Source organism: Actinoplanes sp. NPDC051470 (genome assembly GCF_040682035.1).
Taxonomy (GTDB): domain Bacteria; phylum Actinomycetota; class Actinomycetes; order Mycobacteriales; family Micromonosporaceae; genus Actinoplanes.
In genome coordinates, this window is the sequence record NZ_JBFBAA010000019.1 from 15,935 (window position 1) to 36,111 (window position 20,177).

Annotated in this window: 17 protein-coding genes; 9 read left to right on the forward strand and 8 right to left on the reverse strand. The window is 68.3% G+C overall.

Annotation, left to right across the window (positions count from 1 at the left end; all coding sequences use genetic code 11):
- The first annotated feature begins 79 nt into the window (after window positions 1-79).
- A complete protein-coding gene (locus AB0M54_RS29480) occupies window positions 80-595 on the forward strand; it encodes a TetR/AcrR family transcriptional regulator (protein WP_364324194.1) in 516 nt (171 codons plus the stop codon).
- A gap of 76 nt (window positions 596-671) precedes the next feature.
- The gene (locus AB0M54_RS29485) at window positions 672-1,088 is read left to right on the forward strand and encodes a hypothetical protein (protein WP_364474848.1); all 417 of its coding nucleotides are present in this window, start codon (window positions 672-674) and stop codon (window positions 1,086-1,088) included.
- Between the two features lie 99 nt (window positions 1,089-1,187).
- On the opposite strand, the gene AB0M54_RS29490 is transcribed toward AB0M54_RS29485, so the two are convergent.
- Entirely contained in the window at window positions 1,188-2,093 is a 906-nt protein-coding gene (locus AB0M54_RS29490) for a phosphotransferase (protein ID WP_364474850.1), read from the reverse strand.
- Window positions 2,094-2,486: 393 nt separating this feature from the next.
- Window positions 2,487-3,269, reverse strand: coding sequence for a cyclic nucleotide-binding domain-containing protein (locus AB0M54_RS29495; protein ID WP_364474851.1), 783 nt, complete (start codon window positions 3,267-3,269; stop codon window positions 2,487-2,489).
- 692 nt (window positions 3,270-3,961) lie between these two features.
- Between AB0M54_RS29495 and AB0M54_RS29500 the strand changes: the two genes are divergently transcribed.
- The 4 genes from AB0M54_RS29500 to AB0M54_RS29515 all read left to right on the forward strand — a co-directional run bounded on the left by AB0M54_RS29500 (window position 3,962) and on the right by AB0M54_RS29515 (window position 9,377).
- Window positions 3,962-4,708: a methyltransferase domain-containing protein gene (locus AB0M54_RS29500; protein WP_364474852.1), complete on the forward strand. Its 747-nt coding sequence runs from the start codon at window positions 3,962-3,964 to the stop codon at window positions 4,706-4,708.
- A 628-nt stretch (window positions 4,709-5,336) separates the two neighbouring features.
- Window positions 5,337-6,212: a hypothetical protein gene (locus tag AB0M54_RS29505; RefSeq protein ID WP_364324182.1), complete on the forward strand. Its 876-nt coding sequence runs from the start codon at window positions 5,337-5,339 to the stop codon at window positions 6,210-6,212.
- A gap of 337 nt (window positions 6,213-6,549) precedes the next feature.
- Window positions 6,550-7,083 (forward strand): alpha/beta hydrolase, encoded by a 534-nt coding sequence (locus tag AB0M54_RS29510; RefSeq protein ID WP_364324240.1) that lies wholly within the window; start codon window positions 6,550-6,552, stop codon window positions 7,081-7,083.
- A 203-nt stretch (window positions 7,084-7,286) separates the two neighbouring features.
- Window positions 7,287-9,377, forward strand: a complete 2,091-nt coding sequence (locus tag AB0M54_RS29515) for a family 16 glycoside hydrolase (protein ID WP_364474854.1) — start codon at window positions 7,287-7,289, stop codon at window positions 9,375-9,377.
- A gap of 144 nt (window positions 9,378-9,521) precedes the next feature.
- Here the strand turns inward: AB0M54_RS29515 and AB0M54_RS29520 are convergent, their stop codons facing one another.
- Both AB0M54_RS29520 and AB0M54_RS29525 read right to left on the reverse strand, forming a co-directional pair.
- The gene (locus AB0M54_RS29520) at window positions 9,522-10,493 is read right to left on the reverse strand and encodes a hypothetical protein (protein ID WP_364474856.1); all 972 of its coding nucleotides are present in this window, start codon (window positions 10,491-10,493) and stop codon (window positions 9,522-9,524) included.
- A 66-nt stretch (window positions 10,494-10,559) separates the two neighbouring features.
- Complete coding sequence (locus AB0M54_RS29525) at window positions 10,560-11,414, reverse strand: NmrA family NAD(P)-binding protein (protein WP_364474858.1); 855 nt, start codon at window positions 11,412-11,414, stop codon at window positions 10,560-10,562.
- Window positions 11,415-11,541: 127 nt separating this feature from the next.
- On the opposite strand from AB0M54_RS29525, the gene AB0M54_RS29530 reads away from it, so the two are divergent.
- Window positions 11,542-11,943, forward strand: a complete 402-nt coding sequence (locus tag AB0M54_RS29530) for a helix-turn-helix domain-containing protein (RefSeq protein WP_364474859.1) — start codon at window positions 11,542-11,544, stop codon at window positions 11,941-11,943.
- Window positions 11,944-11,969: 26 nt separating this feature from the next.
- Here AB0M54_RS29530 and AB0M54_RS29535 read toward each other — a convergent pair whose 3' ends face one another.
- Window positions 11,970-12,308, reverse strand: a complete 339-nt coding sequence (locus AB0M54_RS29535) for a helix-turn-helix transcriptional regulator (RefSeq protein WP_364475010.1) — start codon at window positions 12,306-12,308, stop codon at window positions 11,970-11,972.
- On the opposite strand from AB0M54_RS29535, the gene AB0M54_RS29540 reads away from it, so the two are divergent.
- Entirely contained in the window at window positions 12,216-12,521 is a 306-nt protein-coding gene (locus tag AB0M54_RS29540) for a hypothetical protein (protein WP_364475027.1), read from the forward strand. The genes AB0M54_RS29535 and AB0M54_RS29540 overlap by 93 nt on opposite strands.
- Before the next feature lie 30 nt (window positions 12,522-12,551).
- Here the strand turns inward: AB0M54_RS29540 and AB0M54_RS29545 are convergent, their stop codons facing one another.
- Complete coding sequence (locus AB0M54_RS29545; RefSeq protein ID WP_364324171.1) at window positions 12,552-13,013, reverse strand: MarR family transcriptional regulator; 462 nt, start codon at window positions 13,011-13,013, stop codon at window positions 12,552-12,554.
- Between the two features lie 89 nt (window positions 13,014-13,102).
- Between AB0M54_RS29545 and AB0M54_RS29550 the strand changes: the two genes are divergently transcribed.
- On the forward strand, window positions 13,103-13,579 hold the full coding sequence (locus AB0M54_RS29550) for a cupin domain-containing protein (RefSeq protein ID WP_364324169.1): 477 nt from the start codon (window positions 13,103-13,105) through the stop codon (window positions 13,577-13,579).
- A 68-nt stretch (window positions 13,580-13,647) separates the two neighbouring features.
- On the opposite strand, the gene AB0M54_RS29555 is transcribed toward AB0M54_RS29550, so the two are convergent.
- Window positions 13,648-14,103, reverse strand: a complete 456-nt coding sequence (locus AB0M54_RS29555) for an SMI1/KNR4 family protein (RefSeq protein WP_364474861.1) — start codon at window positions 14,101-14,103, stop codon at window positions 13,648-13,650.
- A 20-nt stretch (window positions 14,104-14,123) separates the two neighbouring features.
- Entirely contained in the window at window positions 14,124-20,159 is a 6,036-nt protein-coding gene (locus AB0M54_RS29560) for a polymorphic toxin-type HINT domain-containing protein (RefSeq protein ID WP_364474864.1), read from the reverse strand.
- Between the last annotated feature and the right edge of the window lie 18 nt (window positions 20,160-20,177).

Consider the following 20,177-nt stretch of genomic DNA (forward strand, 5'->3'; position numbering starts at 1 on the left):
TAAAGCAAAGATCTCTGCGTACGGTTGTGATGTGTCTGACCGAGCAAGCGCAAGCCGCCCCGGAGGACGCAGCGGTCGAGTGCTGACCGCGATCTACACGGCGGTCGGTGAGCTCGTAGGCGAAGGTGCCGACAGGATCAGCTTTCCGGTCATCGCCGAGCGGGCCGGGGTCAACCCGACGACGCTGTACCGGCGCTGGGACGACGTCAACGCGCTCCTCGAGGAAGTCGCGGTCGCCGCCCTGACGCGAGACGGTGAGTCGTTACCCGACACCGGATCACTCGAGCAAGACCTGACGCAGTGGGCGAACATCATCGCTCGCGACATCACCCGTCCCGAGCGGGTCCGCTATCTGCGCGCGATGGTGTCGGCCCGCGTCGATATCGTTTCGGGCTGCCCGGTCACGGAGACACGGCGCGAGCAGGCGTCCAAGATGGTCCACCGGGCCCGCGAACGCGGGGAGGCGACACCGACAGTCCCGCAGATCCTCGACCACGTCATCGCGCCGCTGTACCACCACGTCGTCTTCGCATTACCAGTCGACCACGAGTACGCACGACGTCTGGTCCACGATGTGCTGACCATGGCCCGCTGAGCCCATGTCGGGCGCCTGCAGTCGCGAGCGCGCAATCAGTCCGACCTCGATCCCTTGACCCACCAGGAGAACCACGATGTCAAGCACTCAAATCAACCCCGACGACCTCGAGGCGGCCGCTGCGGCCTTCCCCGCCGACACTCCGCTGTTCATGCTCAACCTGCTGCGATTCCACCCCCAGGCGCAATACACGAGCACCAGCGACGAGGAGCCCTGTAGCGGCCAGGACGCCTACCTCACCCGCTACCTGCCGGCCTTCAACACTGCCGTGCAGCCCTACGGAGGCTCGGAACTCGTCTTCGCCGGCATCGTCATCGCTCGCGTCGTCGGACCAGTCGATGACAGCTGGGATGCCGTAGGCGTCGCCCGCTACCCCAGCATCAGCTCGTTCCAGCGCCTCGTCAACGACCCCGGGTACCAGACAACCGCCGAGCCCCATCGCCGCGCCGCGCTTGCCGACTGGCGCCTCTATGCGACCACCGCCCTGGGCTGAGAATTGCGAACGCGAGCAGGTTTCGCCGTCCCGGCCGGGGCGAAGCCCGCCATGCCCGACAACTTCTCCGCTCACGGCAGCGGCAGCGCAGGGCCGACGTCAGAGGCCCGTCAGGACACGATCGAGTGCCGACCGGCCGGCGGGCCCCCAGTTCGGCTTCCCGCCGGGCAGGCCGCGGTCCCCGTTCTGGCCCATCAGCATCAGGAACAGGCACTTCATGGCGGCCAGCCCGCGTGCCCGGCGGAACGTCACCTCGTCCACCTGGGCGTAGCTGTCGAAAAACCGCGCGGCGCCTCCCTCGGGCAGCAGCAGCCACGCGGCCCCGAGGTCCCAGGCCGGATCACCGGCGAAGAGCGCGCCGAAGTCGACGATGCCCGCCAGCGTGCCGTCGGCGACGACGACGTTCGCGGGATGCAGGTCACCGTGCACCCATACCCGTGGTCCCGGCCACTCGGGGGTCGCCGCCGCGTCGTCCCACAGGGCCCGGATGTCGCCCTCAGCGAAGCCGAAGTCGCCGAGGTCCACGGCCTCCACGAAGCGCTCGAACCCGTCCTTGGAGTCCTTGGGGTGGAGGCCGAGCTCCGAGGCGCCCGGTGCATCGGCGGGCGCCTCCACGTGCAGCGCTTTGAGGAACGCCGCCAACGTGTCAGCCGCGTGGTCACCGCGGGCGATCGTGGCTTGGTCCAGGGGCGTGCCTTCCACCCATGTCATGACCGTCCACATCTTGGGGAAGCGCTCGGAAGGCGTACCGCTGCGCACCGGAGCCGGGATCGGAAGCGGCAGGCGTGGGGCCAGCAGTGGCAGCCAGCGACGCTCCTTGAGCTGCAGATCGGGGCTCGTGTCCATCCGCTGCACCCGGACGGCCAAGTCGTCCCCGAGGCGCCACATCTGGTTTCCCCAGCCGCCCGCCACCTCGCGGATGGGCAGATCGGCCAGGTCCGGATGCTGCTCCCGCAGCAAGTCGCGGACCAGATCTTCGCTGACCTCAGTCTCGGACTCGATCACGGCACGTCACGGTACTCGAGCCTCACGACCTCACCGGCGCGGCGGGGTACCGCGGACAGCGACTGCTCCGCGCAACCCTCGCCCATACGCCGTGCTGTACCTGGCCAAAAGGGCTCCTGCCGCAGATCTGTCGCTACTTCCCGATCGCCTGATGGACCGAGCGGATCGCGCTCGAACCTTCACCTACGGCGGCTGCGATCCGCTTCATCGAGCCGTGACGCACATCCCCGACGGCGAAGAGTCCTGGCATGCTGGTCTCGTACGCCAGCGGCTGACGGCCGAGCAGCCCGAACGAGTCGCGCGTTTGCGTCTCCGGTAGATCGGTGTCGGTAAGGATGAAGCCGCTTCGGTCAAGGAGGACGCCCTCGAGCCAAGACGTCGCGGGTACAGCGCCTATGAAGCAGAAGCACCGTAGACGGCAGTCGCCAGTCCGGCGGGTCCACCACCGACGACAACAACGTCGTAAACCTTCCCTGGTACGGAGCGGTACGCGAGCCCGAGCCCGTCCGCCAGTACGCTCGGGGTCGCGTTACGGAGGACCGCGGTCGGGGTGATCACGACCGGGAGGTCTGTGACGTCGAGCCCGAAAGACTTCAGGATCCGGAACCCGTCGTCGGTTTCGACGTCGAGCCAGGTGTGCGGCATGCTCAGGCGCGTGGCCCAGTTGCGGAGCCCCAGAGTGTCGCCCGAGAGTTCGCCGCCGATGATCTGGATGCTTTGCGCCGCTTCGCTCGTACGCAGGTACTCACGCCTCGCCATGAACGCTTTGAGGATGACGTCGGACAGTTCCGGCGCCTCGGACATGAGCTGCCGGAAGGCCGGACGTCGCATCCGTCGGATCACGCCGCCGGCCGGCATACGCGCTGAGAACATGGCGGCCTGCCCGGTCAGCATGTCCAGCTCGCCCAGGAACGAGCCCGGGCCGAAGATCGCTATGACCTGCTCCGGCAACCCGAACGCCGCGAACCGCACGACTTCCAATTCACCCGCCTCGACCAGGATGAAGTCAAAGTCGACATCCCCGGCGTTGGCCAGCGACGCGCCCGGCTCGACGACCGCCTCCGTGGAACGCGCACGGATGATGTCCAGCTGCGACGCGGTGAGGTCCGGATATCCGCCCGGGATTTCCGGCGTCGGCACGGCGGCGGTCTCGGCGTTCGCTCGCTCCGCACTCACGGGGTTCTCTCTCGGTTGCTCATACCATTGCCTCTCCGCTTTCGGTCCCTTCAGGTTCCTGGCCGATGCTCGAAGCGAGGCAGTTGGGAAGGGCCGACGTCGAGAAAGAATGCGCCGCGCTGCCGAGGCTCACATTTAAGAGCGCCCAGCGACGGTGGCCGGCCGAAGCGCAGTCCAGAATGTAACTGTGCATCGAGGGCAAGGACGGCGCGCTATGACCGGCCTCATCCAGTTCGAGGAACATAAGGCCTACGACCTTATCCGACGTGTTGGCCACGCGACCAGGGAGCGCGGTAGCGGCACCCTCACCGGCCTCCAGGGCCCGCCGCCCGTGTTCAGCCGGGCCATCTGCTCGGTGCCGTTCATCGTCATCGCCGCCCTGATGATCGTCAGCTGGCGCCGTGGCCGGCCGGCCGGCTGCGAGCGGCCATCGTGTGACCACCGGCCCGGGCCGCGTGCCCCGCCCGGTGTGACCGCGACTTTCGTTACTGAGCCGAGACGGCTCCGGTTGCTCGGCCGTTCCGAACGGCGTCCATAAGGGCAGAATCCGGTAGTCGGTGACTGCTCTGTGGACAGAGCCGCCTTAAGCTCGCCCCGACGGCGGCGCACAGCCGTTCGGGCCACGAATCGCCGTCCGGCCGGTGCGCCCGGATTCGTCGATCCGCCGTTGGACACGCATGCGAGGAGCAGGAATGGCCGAGTACGACGCCTTCGCCGACCAATACGACAAGACGTTCGAGCTGGTGCCGCTTCGCACCTACGTCGAAGCCCACTCCATCTTGAAATTGCTTGGCGAGGTGACCGGCGAGGCGTGGCTGGATCTTGCTTGCGGAACCGGGGCGTACACCCGGGAGTTGCGTCGTCGTGGCGCCGGCCGGGCGCTCGGCATCGACCTGTCGCCGGAGATGATCCGCGTGGCTCAGCTCGCCGAAGAGGAGCGTCTGACCGGTGCGGAGTACCAGGTCGCGGATGTCGGCGGCCTGGGCGGGATCGGCCGTTTCGACGGCGCTCTCGGGGTTTACCTGCTGCACTACAGCACGTCGATGGAGCACCTCGAGGACATGTGCGTGAACATCAGCCGGAGCCTGCGCCCCGGCGGCCGGTTTGTCACGTACCAGCTCAACCCCGATCTCTCGCTGGTTCCCGACTATTACCTCAAGTACGGGGCGGACTTCCAGATCCCGGTCGACGGCCCGCTCGAGGACGGCCAGGCGTTCACCTTCCGGATCAGCGTGCCTGGCCTCCAAAGCCCCCACTTCACCGTCTACTACTGGAGCCGGACGGCGATCGAGCAGGCACTCACCGCCGCTGGTTTCAGCCGGATTCGCTGGGTCATGCCCGAACTTTCGCCGGAGGGCCACGACCACCCGGACCCGCAGTGGTGGCGAGACCATCTCGACCGACCGTTCGCCGTCCTCCTCGAGGCCGAGAAAGACTGAACCACGCAGCGATTACGGCCTCGTCGTCCGGTGGGCACAAGGCGCAGACCGGCCGGCGCAGCCACGGTGATCAGCGCGCTGGCGGCGAACACCCCGCCGTAGGCGAGCCGGGTCGCCGAGCCGAGGCCGATCAGCGGGCCGGCGGCGATGGCGCCCAGCCGGCGGGTGTTGGCGTGCAGGCCGGCGGCCACCCCGAGACGGTGGCGCTGTTGGTGGCCTGCAACGCGATGAACACCACGACCACCGCGGCGACATGCTTTTTAGGGGACTTGCGTCTCTTAACCTGCATGCCTACTCTCAATAAGAGACCATTGTCTCTTAGCGAGAGTAGGCGGATCCCTGTTCAGCCACGACCGGAGCCGGCCGGGCCATCCGGACGACTCATCCGCATCCGGCCGGCGCTCCACCGAGCGGCAGCTCGACCGCGGCTTCGACGCCACGGACGATCCCGACCACCGCAGTATCGGCGCCTCACCAATGCCAGTTCACGGTGGCCGAAGGTGAACGCGATGCGTCCGGCGAATCGGGATGCCGGCCGAGAGGGGCGCCCAGCAGCACGACGCCGCCATCCTCGGGCCGCACCGCATGCCGTCGCCTGGTAACCCCCCGTTGTAGAGGAGCTGTACCGATGATCGAGTGCTACCGGTTCGTCGAGGACAATCTGACCTCGGCGAACGGAACGATGTCCTGGCGTGTCGGCGAGTGGAACGCGGTGCGCGGCGCCATCGCGTGCTGTTCCCTCGGACTGCACGCGTCCGCGAGGCCCCGGGACTCTGTCCGGAACGTGTATGGACGGCGATGGTTCCTCGCGGAGGCTCGCGGCGACATCGACCACCAGGAGAACAAGTTCGCTGCGAGCGAGATGCGACTCGTCGAGGAGATCCCGGCCGTCGTCCTGCGGCGCTTCGCCGTCGGCTGCGCGCGAAGCAGCCTCGCCTACATCGGGAAACGTCGGCCGCTGGACCCTCGGGTCTTGCAGTGTGTCGAGGCCACCGAGGAGTTCCTCGACGGCTCGCTCAAGACGGACGACCTGCTCGAAGCCCGCCATGCCGCCGGGGCCGTGATCGCCTCCGAGGCGGCGCTCGGACCCGACGGCGGGCGTGCCGTCGCCGCCGCCATGGCCGCGTCCTGTGCCGCCGACGGGGATGCGGCGTCTTGGGCGTCCGCCGCGGCGGGGGCCGCCCACGCGGCCGCCGTCGCCGCGGACGCCATCGACGCGGCCGCAGCGCTTACGTCGGCCTACGCGGAGGTGCACAACGTCGCAAGAGGTTTCGCCACCGCAATGGTCGCGGAGCGGGCGGCCGCCGCCGCCCGGGTCGCTGCAGCGTCCGGGGCAGTCGCGCATGCCGCCGCCGTGGCCGCAGCGAGCGGGGTCTACGCACCGGACACCGCTTCCGATGCGTACTACGCGGCTTTCTCGGCGGCGGCCACCTACCCGGTCGACCGCCACTACCTGGCGCAGGACGCGGCCCTCGCCGAGCTGATCGCCGCGTCGCGGTTGTAGCAAACCCTTCTGGACGAGCAATGCGTCCGGCAGAACCTGTCTTGCGTGGGAATTCGGGACGCTTGTCCTGGCGGTGGAGCTGGAGCATGTCCTTATCGGAGGTCGTAGTGGCCTGACCCCACGCGTCAGGTTATGGCTGCGGGAGCAGTGTCAGGCTGCTCCGCTCGCCGGAGACTCTCGGTGGCGCGGGCGGGTGCGTGGGCCGCGTCCGCTGACGAGGTCCACGGGCCACGTTCAGTCGAGTTGGCGCGGTTGGTGGGACGGTAAGCATCTCCCGGATGCGCTCCCGCTACGTCGAGCGGCCCCCGGCAGCGGCTATCGTTCCGTTGTGGAGAACATGATCGTCGTGCCGGGCCTGGGTGGTTCCGGGCGTGATCACTGGCAGTCCTATTGGCTCCGGGACCGGCGTGGTGCCGTTCGGGTCGAGCAGCGGGACTGGGAGCGGCCGGACCGAGATGAGTGGGTCGGCACATTGCACGAGACAGTTCAGCGGGCCACAGGCCCGGTCGTGTTGGTCGCACACAGCCTCGGTTGTCACACCGTGGCCCACTGGGCTCACCAACACGACGCCCAGGTCCGTGCGGCGCTGTTGGTGGCGCCACCCGATATCGCCCACTCGGCCTCCCAGGGTGCGCCGATCGGCGGCTTCGGCCCGCCCACGGCAGACCCCCTGCCGTTCCCGGCAGTCCTAGCGGCCAGCAGCGACGACAGATGGGCACAGCTCGACTGGTCCTGCCAGCTGGCCAAACAGTGGGGTGCACGGTTCGTGGACCTCGGCAACGCCGGCCATGTCAACCCCGAAGCCGGCTTCGGCCCATGGCCCCAGGGGGAGGCGCTACTCCGAGACCTCCTCGCCCAGACTGCCGGCTGAGCTCACGCTTCGAGGCCAAGACCGGCCGCCAGCCGCGCACCCGGCCGATCGGCCAACCCGACCGCGGCACGGCCCTCAGGCTTGACACGTCCGAAACTGATTAGTAACGTCAACTTTCAATGATTTGAAACGATTCAGTTGGCGCAGCCTTCGTCTCCCGTGCCGCCGTGCCGCTCAGGAGGCGCGACCCGATGGGAGTCACTGTGACGCGACCATCAGAGCCCAATGCCGATCCCCCGCGACCGCCCCGCCGGGCCGTCCTGAAGTCGCTCGGCGCGGCCGGCGCCGCGGCCGCCGCCTCTCCCCTGCTGCCGGGGACGCCCGCCCGCGCCGCCGATGCCGGCGTCCTGTTGACGGTCGACTGGCAGGCCGCCGGCGTGGTCTCCGAGACGACACCCACGCTGCAGGTGGTGGTGAACCCTCTGGTCCGGCGCGGATCCCCGATCGTCGAGCGCGCCTATCAAGCGCTTCGCGACCTCACCACCAGGTACGTGCGCTTCGTACCGTGGTTCCCGTACCCCAGGCTCGGCGTGGCCGAGCTCGAGCCCCCGTCCGGCGGACGGACCAGCTGGGACTTCTCCCTGATCGACCCGCTCGTCGAAGACTTCGTGCAGGCGACCAGGGGCAAGCAGCCGATGCTGAACTTCAGCACGATTCCGCAATGGATGTGGCAGCCCACCCCGTGGACCATCCGCGACGGGGCACTGCACGTCGCCGGCGGCGACAACGCCCTCGCCGCGAGCGGAAAGGACTGGACCGACTACACCTTCGCCGTCGACGTCACGCCGCTGGCGACCGGACCACGGGAAACGCCGCCCTATGCGCAAGCGGGATGGCTCGTGCGCATGCGGGACCAGGACAACGGCTACGCCGTCCTGCTCTCCAACTTCCCCTACGCCACCCCCGCGGCGACCGGGTACATCGTCTTCGTGGTGCTCAGCGGCGGCCAGGCGGTCACCGTCCGGCCCACCCCGCTGCCCTTCGCGGTCGAAGGCGGGCGCACGTACCACGTGCGGACGACGGTGACCGGCGCGGACCTGACGGTCACTGTGGACGGCAAAGAGGTCCTCACGGTCCATGACGAGACGTACGCCTCGGGGACCGTCGGGTTCCGCGAGTTCGACACGGAATCAGCCATCTTCGACAACGTGGCCGTGACGACGGCCACCGGTGCCACCCTGCTCGCCGACGACTTCTCCGGCGACCTGTCGCGTTGGGCGCCCCCGGTCGCCTATCCGGACGATCCCAACCAGGCGGACTTCGGCTATTCGGCGGGCTCCCGGCTCGCCGTTCCGGTCGAGGTCGTCGCCGACTACTTCAAGCGCCTCGTCGCCTGGTACACCGCCGGTGGCTTCACCGACGAGTACGGCAAGTTTCACCGTTCCCATCACCACTACCCTTTGCCCTATTGGGAAGTGCTCAACGAGATCGACTTCGAACACGCGATCAGCCCGCAGCTCTACACCGCGCTGTACGACGCGATCGTCACCGGCATCCGCGAGGTGTCTCCGCACACCAAGTTCGTCGGGCTGTCGCTCGGCAACGCGTCGAATCTCGACTACTACCGGTATTTCCTCAACCCGGACAACCACCGGCCGGGCGTCCCGCTCGATCTCATCAGCTATCACTTCTACGCCCAGCCCAACCCGGCGGACACCGTGGATCAGATGGGTCCGGACGGTTTCTCGCAGGCCGAACGTTTCGTCGCGACCGTCGCACAGATCGAAGAGATCCGCCGGAGCATGGCGCCAACGGTGCGCACTACCGTCAACGAGGTCGGAACGATCCTGCCGCAGTCGTCCACCCAGCCCGATCCCGCGCCGATCCCGGACGCCTACTGGAACTTCTCCGCCGGCATCTACGCCTACGTGTTCGCCCGGCTCGCGCTGATGGGCATCGACATCGTCGGCGAGAGCCAGTTGGTGGGCCATCCGGGACAGTACCCGTCGGTCACGATGGTGGATTGGACGACTGGTGCCCCCAACGCCCGCTACCACGTGCTGCAACTGGTCCTGGCTGAGATCCGGCCCGGCTGCGAACTCATCGAGATCCCGGACCAGCCGCAAGCAGGCACGCGCTGGGCCCTCGCCGTCCGCGACCGGGGCCACCGCAAGGTGCTGATGATCAACAAGACGAACACCGCCGTGACCGTCCAGATCGACGGCCTGCGCCGGGCCCTCGTCCGGATCGTGGATCAGCGGTCCGCCGGCGGCGCCATCCGCGAGGAACGGGCCACCAGCGACACCTTCGTCCTCAGCGGCTACGCGGTCGCGGTCGCCAGGTTGCAAGGCTGACGACGAAACGCCCCGGTCCTCGACGAGCGTCTGCTCGGCGGGGACGTGGGTGGTCGTCGTCAGGGCTTCATCGGCCGAGCTCGACGGCCGGGGCGCTGTCCTCCTTCTCGGCTGGGGAGAACCGGACCTTCGGGGCCCCAAGCGTCAACCCAACGGGAGGCTTTCGACGGTGAAGAGCGGGCTGGTCTGGGGATCGCCGTACAGGTAGGTGTCCATCTGGGAGTTGGTCACCAGTAGTCGGTTCCCGCTGACGGCGACGCCGGTGGTGGTGTCGGCCCCGGGGTAGGTGCGGGTGGCGACGACGGCCGCCCGGGTGGCGTCGTCGGACAGCCGTACGGTGTCGACCTGGTTGTTCACGGCACGGGCGATGTAGAGGGTGTTTCCTTGCCGTGCGATCCCGTCGGCGCTGGGCAGGGCCGGTGCCGCGATCTTGCGGGTCTCGCCGGTGGCGAGGGTGAGCCGGTAGAGCGCGCCGCTGTAGTAGTAGCCGATGATCAGCGACTTGCCGTCGGGGGTGGCGACGATGCCGTTGCCGTTGGACTGGCCGGCCGCGTAGTCCGGGAGTCGGTAGGCGACGCGCAGAGTCCGGTGGGCGCCGTCGGCGGGGGCGTTCACCTCGGCGGCCGGGATCCGGTAGACGACGGCGCGGAAGGAGTCGGTGACGTAGACGTCCCCGGCGGGGGTGACGGTCGCGTCGTTGACGAGGGTCGGCTCGCCGGTGTCGGGGGCGGTGTAGGAGGCAACCAACCTCCCGGTGCTGGTGTATACGAAGAAGCGTCCGGTGAAGGCGCCGGCCACCAGGAGGCGGTTGCCGGCGATCTTGATCCCGGTGGCCTGGGTGCGGTTGTCCTGGCCGCCCGGCAGGAAGGGTTCGAGCGTTCTCGCCCCGGGGTGCCCGCGGTAAACAGTGCCGTCGGCGATGCTGGTGGTGTAGACGTAGTGGCGGTCGGCCGCGATGCTCTCTGCGAAGGCGCGGCTGCCGTCGACCGTGATCGCGTAGCCGGCCGCCTGATGGCGATGCGACGGCGCGGCGGTGGCGGGAAGTGTGATGGCCGCTAGGGTGGCGGACGTCGCGGTGAAAGTGACGAGGGCGTGCGCGATCGTACGGATGGACATCGTGAAGGCCTTTCCCCGGCGGCTTGACCGGGAGGGAAGATGATCTGGACGGTTCGGGAGGGCCGGTCAGTTCAGCGCGGCGGAGATCGCTTCGGCTTGGCGCACGGTCGGCCGCCCGATCAGGCGCCGCAGGTCGCCGGTGTCGGTGAACAACTCGCCGCGGCCCATGGCGAGGTCGGCGTCGACGAGGACGTGAGCCAGCTCGGCGGGTAGGCCGGCGTCGGTCAGTACTTGGGTGAACGCTTCGGCCGTCAGGTCGACGTGGGCGATCTGCGTCCCGGTGACGGCCGAGATCGTCGCGGCCAGTTCGGCCAGGGTGAACGCCTCGTCCCCACCCAGTTCGTACGCCCGGCCGGCATGGCCGTCGGTGGTCAGCACGACCGCGGCGGCGTCGGCGTAGTCGGCGCGGGTCGCGGCGCTGATCCTTCCCTGTCCGGTCGCCCCGGCCAGGGCTCCGCCGCGCAGCACCTGCGAGAGTTGTCCGGTGTAGTTCTCCAGGTACCAGCCGTTGCGCAGCATCACGCTGGGGACGCGGTCGCGCAGGTCCTGCTCGGTGGCGTAGTGGGTTACCCCGAGGACCGAGGTGGCCGTGTCCGCATGCAGCATGCTCGTGTACGCGACCAGCGACGCGCCTGCCGCCACCGCGGCATCGATGGCGCGCCGGTGATTGGCGACGCGCTCGTCCACGTCCGTGGTCGATATCAGCAGGAGCTTCTCCACGCCCTCGAACGCCGCGGGGAGGCTGTCCGGCTCCGCGAAGTCGGCCCGGCGCACCACGACACCACGGTCGGCGAAGTCCTTGATCCTGCTGACGTCACGGCTGGTCGCGACGATGCCGGAGGCAGGCACTCCACGCGCCAGCAGCGCTTCGACAGCGTGCCGGCCCAGATGCGAGGAGGCCGCGGTAACAACGATCGACATGGGAATCCCGCTTCCTGCCGCGGACCTCCCGCGGCACGAAACCCATGATTACCTGGTCACTCTCTTTCGGTAAGTACTGACTTCGAGGTAAGGTGGCCACCCCGACGAAAGTATCGAGGTGAGCTCCGTGGCGACCGTCGACGATGTGATCGAACCCATACCGACGTGGGACCCATACTCGCGGGGCTGCCCCTCACGTGACGTGCTCGACCAGATCGGCAGCAAGTGGGCGGTGCTCGTGATCGGCGAGCTCGGCCGGCACGGGGCGTGCCGGTTCACCGAACTGCGGCACCAGCTCGCGGGCGTGAGCGAGAAAATGCTCACCCAAACTCTGCGGACGCTCGAACGCGACGGACTGGTTCTGCGAACGGTGTACCCGGAGGCGCCGATCCGTGTGGAGTACGCGTTGACGCCGCTCGGGCAGACGCTGCGAGGTCCGCTGAAGGCCCTTACGGAGTGGTCGGTGCAGCACATCGAGGACGTCCTCACCGCCCGCAAGGAATACCAGGACCGCGCCGGCAAACACTGAATCCCGCGACAGTCATTACCAGGGTCTTACTCTCCGGGACTGCGACGCCGGTGGATGTAGTCCGACGGGGTGCAGTCGTACTGTTTCCTGAAGGTTCGGACGAAATGGCTGCTGTCGGTGAAGTGCCAACGGGCGGCCGCCTCCGAGATCGTCGTCGAAGGAGTGGCGAGCAGCAAGCGGGTGGCCTCCTCCAGGCGGCGGCGCCGAATGTAGGCGCTCAGCGGCTCAGCGGTGGTGGCGAACGAGCGCTGCAAAGTTCGTATTTTGAGACGTTGAGCGCGCGGCTGATGCAGAACGAGCCGGCGATGTTGCAGAGGATGGTTTTCGAGCAGTTGACGCCTCAGCCCGGCGGCTACGTTCTCGATGCGTGGGAGGGCGAAGACCTTCGTACGCTGGGCGTTCCGATGACCTACCTGCTGGCCGAACGGGACATCGCGTTGGCCGCCCCGGGTTCCGAGTTGGCGTCCCGGCTCGGCGTGGAGCCGGTGATGGTGCCCGGCACGCACGAGGCCCTGCTGACCCACCCGGATGAGCTGGCCGGAGCCCTCCTGAAGGCCACCGTGACGCCGGAAAACTGACCACGGTGGTTCCTTCGAACACAAGTCACATCAGTTGATCGTGTCAGTGATCCGCTTGCTGATGACGCGCAAGTGCCTCTGCTGGGCAGTCGTCAGAGGGCTGATCACATGCTTCCGGACAGCCTGGGCGTGTCCGGGCGCGGTGTCGGCCACCTTGTCCCGGCCCGCAACGGTGAGCGTCGCCAACGTGTATCGCCCATCCGATGGATCGGGGAAACGCCGGACCCAGCCGCACTTCTCCAGACGGGCGACACCCTGCGACAGCCGGGACAGGGAACCGTGGGCGGCGCCCGCGAGCTGACTCAAACGCATCGTGAGGTCGGGCGCCATCGACAGCTTGGACAGCACGAGGTACTCGAAGAAGTTGATGCCGGCGTCACGCTGCAGCTGCGCGTCGAGCGTGCCGGGGAGCCGCATGAGCAGAGTGGCCAGAGCGTGCCAGGCCAAGAGTTCGTTCTCGTCGAGCCATCCCGACTCGGACTCGTCTGCCATGTCGCCAACCTAACTCATGGGTTGATCGTTGTAGTCATCCGATCTAGCATGACTTCAACGTTAAAGCCAAACGGGTATGGGGTTCACGCATGAGTTCCACTTCGGAACGTCCGAGATTCCGCGCCTTCCGGCTGCGGGATTCGATTTTCACTACGGTCCTGACCTCCGGCGACGAGACCGGGGGAAGGCACGACGTCACGGACACCTACCAAACCGCCGGGAGCCGGACGCCACTGCACGTGCACACCCGATACGACGAGCGGTTCTGGGTCGTCGAGGGGACGCTGCACGTGTGGGCCGGCGACGACGTGCTGACTCTTCGATCCGGCGACTTCCTCGCCGTACCCATGGGAACGCCTCACGCCCTGATGACCGGGCCGACCGGCTGCCGCGCGCTGCAGGTCTCCTCTCCGGCCGGATTCGCCGAGCTCATCATGCGTTCCGGCATCCCCGAGAACGCCGGAACGGACTTCGAACCAGAACCGTTCGCCGACGTGTCCGCCGAACTTGGCGACATCGTCCTCGGGCCGCCGGGAACGATTCCCGCCGACCTCACCTCGAAATGAAATGTACCGTCCCGTACACCGGCGGCCGCAAGTGTGGGGCCGCCACCCTCGGCGGCCCCACACGCTGATCAGCGGGCCCGAACACCTCGTGTCGCCATGAATTCCAGGAAATCGCCGGACTCGAACTGGATCTCGCCCGTGTCGTGGAACCACATGCTCACGGCCTCGGCGCACACACCGTCGTGCACCGCGAAGCCCCACATGTCACCGCTGCCCACCGGCGCGACCTGCACGAAGCCCGCGACCGCGAACTCGCCCGTGTTCTCCGTCAGGACGTCACTCTCGCCGTCCTTCGGCGAACGGACCGGCAGCAGATCGACGAAGCCGAACATGCCACCGCCGTACGTCGTCAGCACCTGCTTGTACTTCTCGGGCAGCCGGGCACCGAGTTGCGTCTCCACGGCCTCGATGTCGGCGTCGTCGGCCCGCACCTCGTCAAGGATGCGGATCTCCGGCGGAAATCCCTTGCTGGCGTGTTCGGCCAGCAAGGCGTCGACGAGACCTTGGAACTCGGCGAACTCCACGTTAGTGCCTTCCTTCCGGGCTAGTTGTCGTACCACCACTCGGCCGGATGCTGGCCCCAGCCCTCTTCCTGCGACCGGTACCACCAATGTAGTTGCGTGTCCTCGTCGCGCATCGCGCCGGTGACGCCCTGGTTGTTCGGGTTCGGATGCAACACGTTGTGCTGACCCGGACCTCGGTGCACCTGCTGCGGCAGCTCGTGAATGCCGGAGCCGGGCATCTGGTCGGCGTGGTGCAGCTCGAGGTTGTTGCCGATGCTCTGCGGCCGCATGCCGTGCGCGCCCCGCCAGATGTCCGAGTCACTCCACTGGCCCGGTTGCCTGATCGGCGGCACGTTCGGTCCGTACCCGGTCGCCGGGTAGCAGGAGCACGGTGCGCCGGTCGGATCGTCGCCGCAGTTGTGCACCAGGACCGAGACGTCGCCGGCCAGCACGTAGTACGCATGGATGTCGTCGACGGTGAGGTCGTACGTCCGCTGCTTGCCCTCGTACACCTTGATCGCGCCGACCTGGACGTACGTCCCGGCCGCCGTCTTCAGCGTCTCGCCGGCCTTCAGCTCACCGGCCTCCACCCAGCGCCCTCGGGTCACCGACCAGAACGGGTGGTTCTCCGTCGTGGTGAGCTTCTCGCCCTCGATGGTGAGGTCGACGAAGTCCTTGTCGTCGTCGGTGCGGATGGTGTGGGTGATCTGCCGGGCACCGCTCTCACCGGTGGACGGGTCGGCCGCCGCGACGGTGTCGCCGGGCTCGAGCTGGCCGATCGCCTTGGCCGAACCGTCGGCCAGCAGCACCCGCGTCTCCGGGGTGAAGCTGTGCTTCTTCGGTATGGCCTTGCAGGACGGGCCGTCCTTCGGATCGTCGACGCCCTTCTTCGTCTTCGCCTTCGCCTTCTCCGCGAGGGCTTTCGCCTTGGCCTGCGCCTCGGCCGCGGCCTTCTTGGCCGCCGCCTCGGCCGCGGCCTTGACCTTCGCCGCCTTCTCGGCCGCCGCCTTGGCCGCGGCCGCCGCGGCGGCCTTCGCCGCCTCGGCCGCCTTCTCGGCGCCGGCGATGATCGCCCGGGCCCACTTGATCTCCTGGAAGAAGGTGATCACGGCCTTGCCGGCTCGGAAGATGGCCTCGGCGATCTTCTTGGCCTTGAAGATCTTGCCCCAGGGGAGCGCCCCGACGATCATCGAGACGCACGCCATCAGGTCGCCTTTGAGGCAGTTGATGATGTCGTTGATCCCGAGGAACTCCATCAGGATCTGGCCGCCGGCTTCCAGGATCACGTCCAGCATGCTCTTGGACTGGATCTGGTTGGCCTTGGCCATGTCCTCCGGCGACGGACCGGTCGGCACCACCGTGCCGTCGGCCGGTGCGCCCCCGGTGGTCGGTCCGGCGTCCGGCATCAGGCCGGTCGGGTCGGAGTACGCCAGCGGGTTGTTCGACCCGTACGTGTACGCCGACGTCGCACCCTGACCCATCGGCATCGGGTCCTGCGTCGCGAACCGGCCGGTGCCCGGGTTGTAGTTGCGGGCCCGCATGAAGTAGTTGCCGTCGCCGGTGCTGGGGTCCTGGTACGCACCGTGGAACTGCATCGGGTTCTCGATGCCGGGGCCCTCCCCCGGGATCCGCTGATCGGCCAGCGACGCGCCCACCCGCGGGTTGCCGAACGGGTCGTAGTCGTAGCCCTTCTCCACCACGCCGGTGGGCGAGAGCATGTTCGCGATGCCGCCGAGCCAGTCGTGCGTGTACGAGTGGGCGCCCGACGCCGGGTCGAGCAGGGCGAGGGGTTCGTCGTCCGGCCCGTACACGAAGCCGCGCTTCTCGGTCACGGCGCCGTCGGCGTTCTCGACAGTGTCGATCGCGATCTGCGGCAGCGTCCCCGCCATGTCCCACGACCAGCGCTGCGTCGAGCTCGCGCCGTCCGGCTCAGCTGTCCTCGAGGACAGCCGCAGCCCGTTCGCGCCGTACTCGAAGCTCGTGGTCCGGCCGTTGACCTTGGCCGTGGCCACGCTGTTGTCGAGGTTGTAGGTGAACCGGTCGCCGCCGGCCTTGGTCTGGTTGCCCCGCTCGTCGTAGTCGTAGGTGGTCAACCGGCTGTGACCCACGCCGAGCAGCGTCTCGGACTGCAGCTGGTCGGCGTCGTCGTACCGATAGGTGGTGAGGTCGCTGCCGGCCGTGCCCGAGCGCTTCTGGCTCGTGCGGTTGCCAACCTCGTCGTAGGTGTAGTCGATGCGCCCGGCCGGCTTCGGCTTGCCGGTGCACGACTCCACCGCGTAGCAGGCGGAGGTGACCCGGTCGGCCTCGTCGTAGCCGTACGCGACCGACTCGGCCGTGCCGCCCCGGGTGGTGATCACCCGCGTCGGGTTGCCCTCGGGGTCGAGGGTGAGGTCGTACCGGGACACCGGGTCCTGCACACCCGGCACCGGGTCGCCGACGCGCTCGGTGCCGATCGCGGTGAGCCGCCCGGCGTCGTCGAAGGACCGGTTCTCCACCAGCCCGGCCGCCGCGGGCAGCGTGGTGCTGATCCGGCGGCCGGCCACGTCGTAGCCGAAGCTCCAGCTCGCGCCGGGCGCGTTCTGCGTGGTGAGCCGGCTGTCCGCGTCGTAGCCGAAGGTCACCTTGGTGCCGTCCGGGTACTGCCTCGACTCGATGTTGCCGCGCTGGTCGTACTCGTACGTGAACTTCTCGTCGGCCCGGCCCGCCTCCTTGCGGGTGACCTCCTTGACCTGGTCCTCCTCGTCGTACACGACGTTCCGGACGCCGGTCGGGTCGCCGTAGGAGGTGGTGCGGTCCTTGCCGTCGTAGCCCCAGTTGTAGACCGGGCCCTTCGAGCCCAGCTTGCGCTCGGTGCGGCGGCCCACGATGTCGTAGGTGTCCACGGTCGTGCGCTCGGCCCGCTCGGAATCCCGCAGCAGCCAGGGGAACTCGAGCCGGTCCAGCGACAGCGACTGGGTCTGGTTGCCCTCGGCGTCGAAGGTCGAGTACGTGCTGCGGCCCAGCGGGTCGGTCCTCTTGATCAGGCGGCCGGCCTCGTCATAGTCCATCCGGGTCCGGTGCCCGCGCGGGTCGGTGATCGAGGCCACCATGCCGTCGTCGGCGTACTCGTAGACGGTCGAGTCGTTCAGCCCGGCGTCCGGTGTGGTGACGGTGCTGGTCTGATCGTCCTCGTTGTACGTGACCCGCGTGACGTGCTTGTTGGCGTCGGTGGTGGCGATCAGCCGGTTCGCGTCGTCGTAGCGGTACTGCGTCGTGTTGCCGAGCGGGTCGATCGCTTTGACCTGGTTGCCCGCGGCGTCGTACTCGAATCGGGTGGTGTATTTCGCTTTGTCCGCGCCGTCGACGTTGCCGCGCGGCTCGGTGGTGGCGTCGAGCATGCCGTCGTCGTCGTATTCCCAGGTCGTGATGCCGCCGACCGCCGAGATCGACTTGACCTTGTTGCCGGCCGCGTCGTACTCGGTCTTGGTCTTGCCGCCCTTCGGATCGGTGGTCTCGGTCTGCCGGCCGTTCTTGTCGTAGCCCATCGTCGTCTTGCGGCCCAGGCTGTCGGTGGCCCCGGTGACCTCGCCGCCGTTTGCCCGGTCGAAGCTGGACGACTTGCCGAACGCGTCCTTCGTCTGCACGGTCCGGTCAAGGTCATCGACGGCGATGTCCTTGGTGACAACCTGACCATTCGGGTACGGGCGACGGATCTGAATCGGGTTGTCGTTGGCGTCGTACACATAGGTCGTGGTGAAGTCGGCCTTGTTGGCGCCGGGGACGTTGCCGCGTGGCGACGTGACCGTCTCCGCCAGACCCTTCGGGTTGTACGTCCAGCTGGTCACCAGATCCGGCTCGTGCCGCATGTCGACCGCGGAGGTGGCCCGGCGACCGGCGGCCGTGTAGGTGAACTTCGTGGTGACCCGCTCGCCGACCGTCGACATGAGCTGCCCGGTCGGGAAGTACGTGTTGATCGTGGTGACGCCGGCCGGCGTGGTCGTGCGCACGAGGCGGCCGACCGCGTCGAACTCCGACCGCGAGGGATTGCGCTTCTCCGGCGACAGCGTGGCCACGGTGCGGTCCTGCTCGTCGTAGAAGAACTTGGTGCTGTTGCCGCGCGGGTCGATGGCGACGATGCGGCGACCGGCCTTGTCATAGAGGCTCTGGGTACGCCGGCCGCCGGCGCTGGTCACCTTCTCCACCAGGCCGGAGTTCCGCTCGCCGGGCGGGATGGTCTCGTACTTGCTGACCTTGCCACGCTGGTCGGTCACGGTCGTCTGAAGACCGCGATCGTCGTACGCGTACTGGATCGAATGGTTCTCCGGGTCGGTGCTCTTGACCAACTCGTCGAACTCGTTGTACTCGTCCTTCCACGTCTGGCCGTTGGCGTCGACGTGGGTGGCCGGGTTGTTCCGCGCGTCGTAGGTGGTCTTCTCGCTGAACCGGCGCCCCGGCGCGAACTGCTCGATCGGGTTGCCGGCCGCGTCGTACTGCGTCTCGTGCTGGTTCTGGTTGCCGTTGACCACCAGGTTGCGGTTCAGCTTGCCGTCGTAGCGATGATTGTTGACGTCGCCGTTGCCGCGCTGGGTGTAGAGCAGAACGTTGCCCTTGTAGCCGTCCCAGACCGTGACGTTGTCGGCGTCGGTGGTCTTGGCCTCCTGCTTCTCGGCGTTCCACACGAAGGTGGTGGCCGCGCCCAGCGCGTCGAGCTGGCGCACGACCCGCCCGTCCGGCCCGTACTCGTTGGTCGGGGCGGTCACACGGTGCGGGTCGATCACCTGGGTGAGCCGGCCGGCGGCGTCGTACCTGTACTGCCAGAACTCGCCGCGGGCGTCACGCACCTTGGTGAGCAGGCCGCCGGTGTACCAGAAGAACACCGTGCGCAGATCCTCGAGCGTGATCGACTCGATCAGGCCGTCGTCGAGCCGCACGAGTGCCTTGTGGCCGGAGGCGTCGGTGACCGTGATCGTGCTGGTGCCGTAGGCGAGGCGCAGGCCCTGCTGACGCGGGTTCAGGATCGACGTGAGCCGGCCCTGGGCGTCGAAGGCGTACGCGATGTTGTTACGGGTGACCAGTTCCCAGCCATCACCCGCGCGGCGCAGCGTCGACCGGACGCCCGGCGGGCGGACGTAGGCGTCGCCGTCGAGCGCGAAGAGAACGTCCGAGCCGTCCTCCGCCCGCACCACCGCGCCGCCCTCGGAAGCGGTGACCTTCATGTCGTAGATCCAGGCCCAGCCGGGCCCGAAGGCCGACGGGCCGGAGTTGGCCGACGAGTACGCGCGGCCCGACGCGAACGGCACGGCGAACGACGTCAGTGACAGGTCCTGCTCGACGCGGGTGAACGTGCCGGTGCCGGTGTTCACGCCGATCGCGCGGATCGCCTGGCTCGCGTCGGTCATGCCCAGCGCGCCGCTGCAGTTGCAGCCGGCCGCCTGCCGGGCCGGCACGGCGGGAGGGTCCACAGTGGTCCGAGGAGAAGACTCCTCGGACGCGGCCGAGGTGACCTCACCGTCGGCGTAGAGCGCCGTGATCGTGACGAAGTAACGCTTGCCCGCCTCGAGCTCCCAGCCCTCGGCGGTGCCGAGTGACTTGCAGAACTTGCGCGGCTGCAGGCACTTGCTGGTCTCGAGCGCGTCCTTGCCGAGGACGACCGAATCCTGGCGGGTGCCGGTGGTCACGTCGAACAGGTCGATGCGCCAGTTGTCGAAGGACTCGTCGGCCAGGTTGAACAGGACGACGAGCGAGGTGTCGCCGATCACGTAACCGGGGCGCAGCAACAGATCGGTGAACGCCTCGCCAGGCGCCGCGCTGCGGGCCTTGGCGAGCGAGCGGGCGCTGACCTTCTCGGGTTCACCGCCGGCCCGCACGACCGGCGGGACGACGGGTGGCCGGGCGTTCTCGGTGACGGCATCGGCCGAGGCGGCGTTGGGTGGCAGGCCACGCTGTTGCGGGGCCTGGCCCGCGGTGGCCTTGGGTGTGTCGCCGGGATCAGCTCGGGCCGGCCGGGCAGCCGGCGGAGCGATCGTCAGAGCGAGCAGAAACGCGCAGAAAACCGCCAGTAGGCGGGCGCGCGAGGATAGTTGGGACGCCAAAGGCATGGCCGCTTACCTCCCCCG

What these genes read in the sequence shown, in the direction of transcription:
- AB0M54_RS29485 (WP_364474848.1), top strand. Translation starts at nt 672, where the DNA reads ATGTCAAGCACTCAAATCAACCCCGACGACCTCGAGGCGGCCGCTGCG.
- AB0M54_RS29500 (WP_364474852.1), top strand. Translation starts at nt 3,962, where the DNA reads ATGGCCGAGTACGACGCCTTCGCCGACCAATACGACAAGACGTTCGAG.
- AB0M54_RS29505 (WP_364324182.1), top strand. Translation starts at nt 5,337, where the DNA reads ATGATCGAGTGCTACCGGTTCGTCGAGGACAATCTGACCTCGGCGAAC.
- AB0M54_RS29510 (WP_364324240.1), top strand. Translation starts at nt 6,550, where the DNA reads ATGATCGTCGTGCCGGGCCTGGGTGGTTCCGGGCGTGATCACTGGCAG.
- AB0M54_RS29520 (WP_364474856.1), bottom strand. Translation starts at nt 10,493, where the DNA reads ATGTCCATCCGTACGATCGCGCACGCCCTCGTCACTTTCACCGCGACG.
- AB0M54_RS29525 (WP_364474858.1), bottom strand. Translation starts at nt 11,414, where the DNA reads ATGTCGATCGTTGTTACCGCGGCCTCCTCGCATCTGGGCCGGCACGCT.
- AB0M54_RS29545 (WP_364324171.1), bottom strand. Translation starts at nt 13,013, where the DNA reads ATGGCAGACGAGTCCGAGTCGGGATGGCTCGACGAGAACGAACTCTTG.
- AB0M54_RS29550 (WP_364324169.1), top strand. Translation starts at nt 13,103, where the DNA reads ATGAGTTCCACTTCGGAACGTCCGAGATTCCGCGCCTTCCGGCTGCGG.
- AB0M54_RS29560 (WP_364474864.1), bottom strand. Translation starts at nt 20,159, where the DNA reads ATGCCTTTGGCGTCCCAACTATCCTCGCGCGCCCGCCTACTGGCGGTT.